This is a genomic window from Candidatus Methylomirabilis sp. (assembly GCA_036000645.1).
In the GTDB taxonomy this organism is placed as follows: Bacteria; Methylomirabilota; Methylomirabilia; order Methylomirabilales; family JACPAU01; genus JACPAU01.
Genome location: DASYVA010000179.1, coordinates 1 through 10,095, shown reverse-complemented (window position 1 = coordinate 10,095; position 10,095 = coordinate 1). Strand labels below are relative to the sequence as shown.

Here is a 10,095-nt window from a genome sequence, read left to right as displayed (position 1 = left end):
GGAGCGGTTCGACGAGGACTGGTACCGCAATGACCGCACCGGTCCCTTCCTACGGGAACTCTGGCAGCAAGGCCTCTGTCCCAGCCTGGAGGCGAGGCTCCAGCAGCTCGGGCTCGGGCCTCTGGACCCCGAGCCCCTCCTCCGGCGGATTACCCACCACCTCCAGTAGTGCCGGGCCAACTGACGTCGCCCTGGCCGGCCTCGTCCTCGCCCTCCTCCCGCCGGCTCGCCGCCTCCGCCTCCCCTGCGGCCGGCGGCCCCGGAATCCGGTAGGCCTCCCCCAGCCACCGGCCCAGGTCCACCAGCTTGCATCGCTCCGAGCAGAAGGGGAACCGGAGGTCCTCCCCCTCGCGAAGCGGCCGGTGGCAGATGACGCAGCGGCGGATGCGGGCGGGCATGCTCAGGCCGGGCGCCCCCGGGCCAGCGGGGCGCGGTAGAAGGCGGCGAGGGAAACCCCTGTCAGGACGGCGAGGGTCCCGTAGAGGAGGAGCGGTGAGAAGTGGGCGAAGAACAGCGTCGCCAGCAGGGGCCCGGCCGCGTTCCCCGAGAAGCGGGAGGTATTCATGAGGCCGATGCGCCCGCCGGGCGCCCCCTCCGTCACCTGGGCGAAGACGATCGGAATCACCCCGGCGATGAGGGCGCACTGCAGGATCCGGACGGCGGCGAAGAGACCCACCGAGTTCGGCAGCCAGAGGGCCACCTGGAGGAGGGAGGCCAGCCCGCCGGCCACGAGGACGGTCCGCCGCCGGCCGAACCGCCCGGCGCTCCGGCTGACCAGGACCGCCCCCACCGCCGCGGCGAGGCCGTAGGCGAAGACGATCCCCCCGGCCACCCGGACGGCGCTGGCCCCGGCCACCCCTAACTCCCCCAGGATCTCGGGGAGCACGCTCGGCAGGAAGACGAGCTGCAAGGTGGCGGTAAAGCAGACCAGCCAGCCGGCCACGAAGCGGCGGCGGGTGATCCGGACCTCGGGCGGACGGGGGGTGAGGCGCCCCATCCAGGGCACCCCGAGCCGCACGGCGAGAAAGGCGATGAGGAGCACCAGGGACCCGAGGAGGAAGGTCGGGGCGAACCCCACGAGGTCCACCGCGAAGGCCCCCACAAAGGGCCCGCTGATCTGCCCGAGCGTCATAGCGGACTGGAAGGTCCCGACGTTCGAGGTGATCCGCTCGTGGCCGGAGACGGCCGAGACCAGGATGAGCCCCATGGTGGAGGTTCCCCCCACCATCCCGATCGCCATCCGGAGGAGGAAGAGGACGGGCAGACTCGTGGTCAGGGCGAAGCAGGCAAACAGGCCCACCTGGATCAGGATCCCGACCTCGTAGAGAAGCTTGGGGCTCACCCGGGAGGCCATGGCGCCCCAGAGGGGGGCAAACAGGGTGGAGGCGACCCCCGTCACCCCCAGGATGAGCCCGGTCCACAGGAGCGTGGTTTCCCGATCGTACGGGCTGATCCGGAGAACATAAAAGGGGAGAAAAACATAGACGAAGTTCCAGGAGAAGGCGGCGACGAACTGGGCGAAGGACACCACGCGGGCATCGCGGTCGGAGAGGACGGCGGACCGCTCGGGATGCCCCAGCAGGAGGGCCGGGATCCATTCTGGCAGATGCCACATCGGCGAAGAAAAAGGGGCGGCAGGCCCCGGCCCCCGCCCCCGTGCCTCTCCCGCCTACCGCTTCTTGGCGGCCACTTCCAGGCGCGTGAGGGCCCGCATCAACGCCTCCTGCGCCCGGACGAAGTCCACGGTGCTGTCGCCCATCTTCCCCAGGCGCGCCATCGCCCGGTCGCGGGCCTCCTGGGCCCGGGCCGTGTCGATCTCCTCGGCGCGCTCCGCCGCCTCCGCCAGGACCGTCACCCGGGTCGGGAGGACCTCCGCATAGCCCCAGGAGACGGCGAGGTGCCGCTCCTCCCCCGGGGCCCGCCGGTAGGTCAGCTCGCCGAACTTCAGGGTCGTCATGAAGGGGAGGTGGCCCCCCAGCACGCCGAAGTAGCCCTCGCTGCCCGGGGCGATCACCTCCTCCACCTCCTCGCTCACCACGAGGCGGTGCGGAGTCACTACCTCCAGCAGGAGGGTGCGCGGGATCTCCGCCGTAACCATGCCCCATCCGCCCCCTACTTGGCGGCGGCCAACTGCTCCGCCTTCTGCCGGGCCTCCTCGATGTTCCCCACCATATAGAAGGCCTGCTCCGGGAGGTCGTCCGCCTTCCCCTCGACGACCTCCCGGAACCCCTTGATGGTCTCCTTCACCGGGACGTAGCGGCCCGCCTGGCCGGTGAACTGCTCGGCCACGAAGAAGGGCTGGGACAGGAACCGCTGGATCTTGCGCGCTCGGGCGACCACCAGCTTGTCCTCCTCGGAGAGCTCGTCCATCCCGAGGATGGCGATGATGTCCTGGAGGTCCTTGTAGCGCTGGAGGACTTTCTGGACGGCCCGCGCCGCCGCGTAGTGCTCCTCCCCCACCACCCGGGGATCCAGGATCCGGGAGGTGGAGGTCAGCGGGTCCACCGCGGGGTAGATGCCCAGCTCGGCGATCTGCCGGCTCAGGACGGTGGTGGCGTCCAGGTGGGCGAAGGTGGTGGCCGGCGCCGGGTCGGTGATGTCGTCGGCCGGGACGTAGATGGCCTGCACCGAGGTGATGGAGCCCTTTCGGGTGGAGGTGATCCGCTCCTGCAGCTCGCCCATCTCGGTCCCGAGGGTCGGCTGGTACCCGACGGCGGAGGGCATCCGGCCGAGCAGGGCCGAGACCTCGGAGCCGGCCTGGGTGAATCGGAAGATGTTGTCAATGAAGAGGAGCACGTCCTGCCCCCCCTCATCCCGGAAGTACTCGGCGACCGTGAGCCCGGTCAGGCCCACCCGCAGGCGGGAGCCGGGCGGCTCCGTCATCTGCCCGTAGACCAGGGCCGTCTTGGCCAGGACCCCGGATTCCTTCATCTCCAGCCAGAGGTCGTTCCCCTCCCGGGTCCGTTCCCCCACGCCCGAGAACACGGAGATGCCGCCGTGCTCCATGGCGATGTTGCGGATCAATTCCATAATGATGACCGTCTTCCCGACGCCGGCCCCGCCGAAGAGGCCGGTCTTCCCCCCCTTGGTGTAGGGCTCCAGGAGGTCCACCACCTTGATCCCGGTCTCCAGCATCTGGACCGAGGTGGCCTGCTCATCAAAGGAGGGTGCGTGCCGGTGAATCGGATAGTGGACCTCGGACGTGAGGGGCCCCTGCTTGTCCACCGGTTCCCCGATGACGTTCATGATGCGGCCCAAGGTCGCCTTCCCTACCGGGATCGTGATTTGGGCACCGGTGTCCACGACCCGCATCCCCCGTGTGAGGCCGTCGGTCGCCGAGAGGGCGACCGCGCGCACCCGGCTCTCCCCGAGGTGCTGGGCCACCTCGAGGACCAGGCGCTGGCTGTAGGAGAAGATGTCGGTGAGCTGCTTCTCCGGCACTTCGAGGGCGGTGAAGATGGCGGGGAGCTTGCCCGGAGCGAACTCCACGTCCACCACCGGCCCGATGACCTCCACGATGCGCCCTTCGTTCATGCCATCCTCCTGCCAAATCCGGCCGGGCCTACCCGGTGGCCCGCAGCGCCTCTGCGCCGCTCACCACCTCCAGCAGCTCCTTGGTGATCCGCTCCTGCCGCGCCTTGTTGAAGGCGATGGTCAGGACATCAATCATCTCGGCGGCGTTCCGGGTGGCATTGTCCATAGCGGTCATCCGGGCCCCGTACTCCGCGGCCAGCGACTCGAGGAGCGCCCGGTAGATCTGCACCTCGATGTGCTTCGGAAGGAGGCGGTCCAGGATGACGGCCGCGGAGGGCTCGTAGAGGAAATCCACCGCCGCCTCCCCCTCCGGCACCGCCAGCGGCTCGATGGGGAGGAGCTTCACCACCGTGACCCGCTGGGACACGGCCGACTTGAACTCGTTGTAGCAGAGCTGGACCTCGTCCGCCTCCTCCCCTGCGTAGGCCCGGACCAGCTCCTGGCCGATCTCGGCCCCGTGCTCGTAGGCGAGCCGGTCGAAGAAGTTCGCATAGGTCGCCCGGACCGTCACCGGCCGCCGTCGGTAGAACTCGCGGGCCTTCCGCCCCACGACGACAAGCGTCAGGGCCACCTCCGCATCCCCCTGCTGGCGGAGCCACTCCAGGGAGCGCCGGAGGATGTTGCTGTTAAACGCCCCGCAGAGCCCCCGGTCTCCCGTGATGACCACCAGGACCTTCCGGTTGCCGGCCCGCTGAACCAGCAGAGGGTGGGCGGAGCGCTCCGCCCGCAGGGCGAGGCTCGCGAGCACGGCGTCCATCTTGTCGGAGTAGGGCCGGGCCGCCAGGATCCGCTCCTGGGCGCGGCGGAGCTTGGCCGCTGCCACGAGCTTCATGGCCCGGGTGATCTTCTGCGTGCTCTGGACGCTTCGGATCCGTCGCCGGATATCCTGGAGGGTGGCCATAGACGCTCTGGGCCTGCGGGTCAGGCCGCCGGGGCGGGGGCCGCCGCCGCCTTCTTGAGGCGGGCCACGAAGTCCGCCTTGAAGTCCACCACGGCCTTGGTCATCTTCTCCCGGAGGGGGTCGGTGATCTCGCGTTTCTCGGCGAGCTCCCGGAGGACCTCGGGGCGGACCGTCTCCACGAACTTATACAGCTCCTGCTCGAAGGCCGCGATCGCGTCCAGGGGGACGTCGTCCAGGTGCCCGGCGGTCCCGGCAAAGATGATCAAAATCTGCTTCTCCACCGGTAACGGCGTGTACTGCGCCTGCTTCAAGATCTCCACCATCCGCTGGCCCCGGTTGAGCTGCGCCTGGGTCGCCTTGTCCAGCTCCGAGCCGAACTGGGCGAAAGCGGCCATCTCCCGGTACTGGGCCAGGTCCAACCGAAGCCGGCCGGCCACCTGTTTCATCGCCTTGATCTGGGCCGAGCCTCCCACCCGGGAGACCGAGAGGCCCACGTTGACCGCGGGGCGAATGCCGGCGAAGAACAGGTCGCTTTCCAGGTAGATCTGCCCGTCGGTGATGGAGATGACGTTGGTGGGGATGTAGGCTGACACGTCGCCGAGTTGGGTCTCGATGATCGGGAGCGCCGTGAGGGAGCCGCCCCCCAGCTCGTCGTTCAGCTTGGCGGCGCGCTCCAGGAGGCGGGAGTGGAGGTAGAAGACGTCGCCCGGGTAGGCCTCCCGCCCGGGCGGACGCCGCAGGAGCAGCGAGAGCTGCCGGTAGGACTGGGCATGCTTGCTCAGGTCGTCGTAGATGAGCAGGGCGTGCCGCTTGGTGTCCCGGAAGTACTCCCCCATGGCGCAGCCGGCGTACGGGGCGATGTACTGGAGCGGGGCGGGCTCCGAGGCGGTCGCCACCACCACGATGGTGTACTCCATCGCCCCGCCCTCTTCGAGGCCCTTCACCACCTGGGCGACGGTGGAGCGCTTCTGCCCGATGGCCACGTAGACGCAGGTGACGCCCTGCCCCCGCTGATTCAAGATGGTGTCCACGGCGATGGCCGTCTTCCCGGTCTGGCGGTCGCCGATGATCAGCTCGCGCTGCCCCCGGCCGATCGGGATCATCGAGTCGATCGCCTTGATCCCGGTCTGGAGGGGTTCCTTCACGGGGCGGCGGTCCACCACCCCGGGCGCGAACCGCTCGATGGGACGGTGCTCGCCGGCCTCGATGGGGCCTTTCCCGTCCACCGGCTGGCCGAGGGCGTTCACCACCCGCCCCAGCATCGCCTCCCCCACCGGGACCTCGGCGATCCGCCCCGTCCGCCGGACCTCATCGCCCTCCCGGATGCCCACGTCCTCCCCCAGGAGGACCGCTCCCACGTTGTCCTCCTCGAGGTTCAGGATCATCCCCACCACCTCGCCCGGAAACAGGAGGAGCTCCCCGGCCATCGCCTTCCCCAGCCCATAGATGCGGGCGATCCCGTCCCCCACCTCGGTGACGGTCCCGACCTCGGCCACATCCACCGCGGCCGCGAACCCCTTCAGTTGCTCCCGGATGATCTGGCTGATCTCGTCGGCGCGGATCTCCACCATCGGCTCACCCCTTGCTGAGGGCCTCCCGCATCCTGCGGAGCTGCGTCCGCAGGCTGCCGTCGTATACCGTGCTCCCCACCCGGGCCACCAGCCCCCCCAGGAGGGCGGGATCTACGCGGGTGCTGAGGTGGACCTGGCGGCCCGTCGCGGCGGCGAGGCGGGCGGCCAAGGCCTCGGCGCTCGCCGCCGGCAGGGGGACGGCCGCCGCCACCTCGGCCCGGATGTGCCCCGTGCGCTCATCCACCAGATCCCGGAAGAGGCGGGCGATGTCCGGGAGGAGGCCCAGCCGCTGCCGGGCCAGGAGGAGGCGGAGCAGACTCAGAGAGAGGGAGCTGGCAGACACGCGCTCCGCACCGGCGGCGAGGGCGGCCTCCTTCCGGGCGGCGGGGACGGCCGGGTTGGCGAAGAAGGCCCCCATCTCCTTCGCGGCGAAGTGGGGGCCCAGGACCTCCAGGTCCGCGGCGACCCGCTCCAGGACGCCGGCCTCGGCCGCCGCCTCCAGCACGGCCTTGGCGTACCGCTTGGCCAGGCCACCCCCGATCAATTCTCGCCCCCCACGTCCCGGATGGCCTGCTCCACCAGCCGCCGGTGGTCCGCCTCCGTCAGGGCGCGCCCCAGGAGCTTCTCGGCGGCCGCCACCGAGAGGCTGGCGGCTTCCTCGCGTAGCACCGCCTTCGCCTTCTTGACCTCCTGCGCGATCTGGACCCGGGCCACCTCCAGGAGGCGGGTGGCCTCCTCCCGCGACTCCTTCAGCAGGCGCTGCCGCTCGCCTGCCACCTCCTGCTCCATGCGGGCCCGGACCGCCTCGCTCTCCTTCTGGGCGGCCACCAGTCTGGCGCTGTACTCCTCCATCGTCCGGGCGGCGGCTTGCCTGGCCTCCTCTGCCTCGGAGAGGGACCGTCGGATTCCGTCGGCCCGCTGGGCCATGAAGGCGGTCAGGGGTTTGAAGAGGAACTTGTACAGGATGGCCACCAGGATGAGGAAGTTGACGAGCTGCAGAAGGAGGGTCTTGTCAATATTGATGATGCCGGGCTTGTGCTCGGCCACCCCCTCCGCCGCGGCGGCGACGAGGAGCTCGGGGGCTCCCCAGGCCAGGACGGTCAGGACGACCCCCGCCACCACCATCCAGGATCTCCCCATCCCTCCACTCCCGCCGGCGAGCCCGCCGCAGTCCCAAACAGCACACGGGGCGCGGCATCCGCCATGCCGCGCCCACGCCGGAATACTCCGCCTGCTACTCCACGCCCACCTGGAACCCCCACCGGAAGGCGCCGGCCACGACCACCACCTGAACGGCCAGGAGCCCGGAGGCGAGAGCGATGAGATTCACCGGCAGGTAGATCACCACCAGGAAGAGGGCCAGCCCCGTCAACCCCAGTCGGAAAAGGGATCCCCGGAGGACCCGTGCGGGCCGCAACACCTGCTCGCCACTCGCCTGTGCCACGGCGCGCGCGATGAGCGAGAAATTCCCGAGACTGATCCCGCCCCCGACGGCGAACCCCAGGGCCCACTGCCAGCGGCCGAGAGCGGCCAGGAGGGCTCCCCCGCCCACGACCAGCCACAGGGCCCCCCGGGCGACGCGCCTGAGGAGTTCCCGCTGCTCGTCCAAGCGACGCGCCTTCGCCCGCCCTGAGGCCGACCGGGGCGGACCAGCGGTCCGCCCCGGGAAAAAGCGGCACAAGCTACCATGGCGCTTGAATTTCTGTCAAGCGCCTTCTCGCACAAGCGGCGCACGCTCCTAGGCCAGCGCCTCCCGGGCGGCCGTCTCGGCGCGCACGGCCTCCGCCAGAATCTCCCCGATGATGGTGTCGGGATCGATGCCCTCCGCCTCCCCCTCGAACGACAGGATCAGCCGGTGGCGGAGGGCGGGATAGGCGACGCGGTGGATGTCCTCCACGCTCACGTGGAAGCGGTTGGCCAGCAGGGCCACGGCCTTCCCGGCGAGCACCAACGCCTGGGCTCCCCGGGGTGAGGAGCCATACCGGACGTACTTCTTGACGGAGGGGGGGGCCTCGGGGGAGTCGGGGTGGGTCATCAGGGTGAGGCGCGCCACGTGGTCCCGGACGTGGGAGGCGATGGGCACGGCCCGCACCAGGGTCTTGTACTCCTCCACCACGGGGCCGCTCATGACCCGCACGAGGCTCTCCTCGGTCGCCGCCGTGGTCCGGTCCACGATCTCCCCCAGCTCCGCCTGGGACGGGTACCGGACCTTTAATTTAAAGAAGAACCGGTCGAGCTGCGCCTCCGGGAGGGGATAGGTCCCCTCCATCTCGATCGGGTTCTGCGTCGCCAGGACGAAGAAGGGGCGCTCGAGCGGATGCTGGACCCGCCCCACGGTTACCGTCAACTCCTGCATGGCCTCCAGGAGGGCCGACTGGGTCTTGGGCGTGGCCCGGTTCACCTCGTCGGCCAGGATCACCTGGCCGAAGAGGGGCCCGCGCTGGAACTGGAACTGCCGCCGCCCCTCCGGGTCCTCCACCACGACGTTGGTCCCGATGATGTCGGCCGGCATCAGGTCGGGGGTGAACTGGATGCGGGAGAAGGCCAGCTCCAGACACCGGGCGAGGGCTTTCACCAGGAGGGTCTTCCCGAGTCCGGGGACTCCTTCCAGCAGGACGTGGCCGGCGCAGAAGAGGCAGAGGAGGGTCTCGTGGACGATCTCCCGGTGGCCCACGATGACCTTCCCGATCTCCGCCTCGATCCGCGCGAAGCCCTCCCGGAACGCCGCTGCCTGTCGCTCCACCTCACGGATCTCGTCGCTCATGCCTCCCCTCAGACGCCTAGCGCCGCTTCTCCTGCTCCGCGGCCTTCTGGCGCATCTTCTTCAGATGTTGCTCGGCGATGTCGATCCACTCCTTCTCCCCGGGGAGCTCGGAGGCAACCGTGATGTACTCTTCCCAGCGAGCCACCGCCTCCTTGGGGCTCACCTTCTCGTAGGCCAGGGCGAGGGCGTACAGCGCCCCGGGGTGTTTCGGCTTCAGGGCGAGGGCCTTCCGGTAGGTGGCAATGGCTTCTTGGTAGAGCCCTTTCTCCTCGTACAGGTCGCCGAGACCGATGTGCGCCTCGACGAAGCCGGGCTCGATTCCGAGGGCGCGCTGGTAGGCTTCCACCGCCTCGTGGTAAAGCCCCTTCTCCGTGTACAGGATGCGGGCGAGGCTGTAGTGGACCCGGGGGTTCAGGGGGTCGATCCCGAGGCCGCGCCGGTACTCCCGCACCGCCTCATCGAAGCGCCCCATGGCCGAGAGGGCGTCCCCCAGGCCCACATAGGCGTCGGCATAGTCCGGGTCAGACTCCACCGCCTTGCCGTAGGCATCCACCGCCTGCTCGTAGAGGCGCCGCGGGCTCTTGGCCAGGAGGTCCCCCAGCGCCTTGTAGGCCTCGGCGAAGACGGGGTCCACGTGGATGGCGCGCCGGTAGGCCCCCGCGGCCCGCCACCGGCTGGAAGCCGCCTCGTGGGCCTCCCCCTGCCGAAAGAAGGCCAGGGCGAAGGCCGGGTCGATCTCCCCGGCCTGGGCGAAGGCTTCCGCCGCCTGCTCGAGCCCTTCCGGCGTCCCCGCCCGCAGGGCCGCGCGCCCGGCCGCGTAGCGCCGCAGCGCTCCCGGCGTGGGGGGCGGGCGCTGGAAGGCCTGACTCAGGCGCCGCTCACTCGACGGGCCGAGATTCGCCCCCAAGAACTTGGCCAGCCCTCTCGCCATCCGCTCCAGCATCCGGGAGCTTTCGGACCACGGCACCGCAGCCGCGGGGAACGTTTCCTCCCGCACGTCTGCCCCCCGCACGTCCAGGAAGGTCGCCCCCAGGGTGAGTCGCTCTTCTTCGAGGCGGAGGGTCCCGAGGAGCGCGCCGGCGGCCCCGAGGCCCCGGGCCACCTCGACGGCGACGGCCGGCCGGATCGGATCCCCCCAGCTCGCCTGGCGCGCCTCGAGCGCGGCCGTCACGGCCCGGGGCTCCGTGAGCTGAAGGCCGAAGGTCCGCCCGATCCCCCAGGCCAGGAGGTCCATCAGCCCCTCCCCCACGAGCGGGTCGGATGCCTCCGCCGGGCCGGTGAAGGGGACCAGCAGGACCAGCGGGCGCGTCGGCGAGGCTTCCGCC

At 70.4% G+C, this 10,095-nt stretch carries 11 protein-coding genes; all 11 read right to left on the bottom strand.

Features of this window, described 5'->3' with window-relative positions:
- Nucleotides 1–149: 149 nt before the first annotated feature.
- A complete protein-coding gene (yacG, locus tag VGT06_10105) occupies nucleotides 150–398 on the bottom strand; it encodes a DNA gyrase inhibitor YacG (GenBank protein ID HEV8663475.1) in 249 nt (82 codons plus the stop codon).
- Between the two features lie 2 nt (nucleotides 399–400).
- Nucleotides 401–1,615, bottom strand: a complete 1,215-nt coding sequence (locus VGT06_10100) for an MFS transporter (GenBank protein ID HEV8663474.1) — start codon at nucleotides 1,613–1,615, stop codon at nucleotides 401–403.
- 54 nt (nucleotides 1,616–1,669) lie between these two features.
- On the bottom strand, nucleotides 1,670–2,098 hold the full coding sequence (locus tag VGT06_10095) for a F0F1 ATP synthase subunit epsilon (GenBank protein ID HEV8663473.1): 429 nt from the start codon (nucleotides 2,096–2,098) through the stop codon (nucleotides 1,670–1,672).
- A gap of 14 nt (nucleotides 2,099–2,112) precedes the next feature.
- Entirely contained in the window at nucleotides 2,113–3,534 is a 1,422-nt protein-coding gene (gene atpD, locus VGT06_10090) for a F0F1 ATP synthase subunit beta (GenBank protein ID HEV8663472.1), read from the bottom strand.
- A 28-nt stretch (nucleotides 3,535–3,562) separates the two neighbouring features.
- The gene (atpG, locus tag VGT06_10085; protein HEV8663471.1) at nucleotides 3,563–4,435 is read right to left on the bottom strand and encodes an ATP synthase F1 subunit gamma; all 873 of its coding nucleotides are present in this window, start codon (nucleotides 4,433–4,435) and stop codon (nucleotides 3,563–3,565) included.
- Nucleotides 4,436–4,455: 20 nt separating this feature from the next.
- Nucleotides 4,456–6,003 carry a F0F1 ATP synthase subunit alpha gene (gene atpA, locus VGT06_10080; GenBank protein HEV8663470.1) on the bottom strand — a complete coding sequence of 516 codons (1,548 nt, stop codon included), beginning with the start codon at nucleotides 6,001–6,003 and terminating at the stop codon, nucleotides 4,456–4,458.
- A 7-nt stretch (nucleotides 6,004–6,010) separates the two neighbouring features.
- Entirely contained in the window at nucleotides 6,011–6,550 is a 540-nt protein-coding gene (atpH, locus tag VGT06_10075; GenBank protein HEV8663469.1) for an ATP synthase F1 subunit delta, read from the bottom strand.
- Nucleotides 6,547–7,146: a F0F1 ATP synthase subunit B gene (atpF, locus tag VGT06_10070; protein HEV8663468.1), complete on the bottom strand. Its 600-nt coding sequence runs from the start codon at nucleotides 7,144–7,146 to the stop codon at nucleotides 6,547–6,549. Before atpF ends, atpH begins: the two co-directional genes overlap by 4 nt.
- Nucleotides 7,147–7,240: 94 nt before the next feature.
- A complete protein-coding gene (locus VGT06_10065) occupies nucleotides 7,241–7,615 on the bottom strand; it encodes an ATP synthase subunit I (protein ID HEV8663467.1) in 375 nt (124 codons plus the stop codon).
- 129 nt (nucleotides 7,616–7,744) lie between these two features.
- Nucleotides 7,745–8,770, bottom strand: a complete 1,026-nt coding sequence (locus VGT06_10060) for an AAA family ATPase (GenBank protein HEV8663466.1) — start codon at nucleotides 8,768–8,770, stop codon at nucleotides 7,745–7,747.
- A 16-nt stretch (nucleotides 8,771–8,786) separates the two neighbouring features.
- Nucleotides 8,787–10,095: tetratricopeptide repeat protein (locus tag VGT06_10055; GenBank protein HEV8663465.1), on the bottom strand; the 1,309-nt coding region annotated here is incomplete at its 5' end.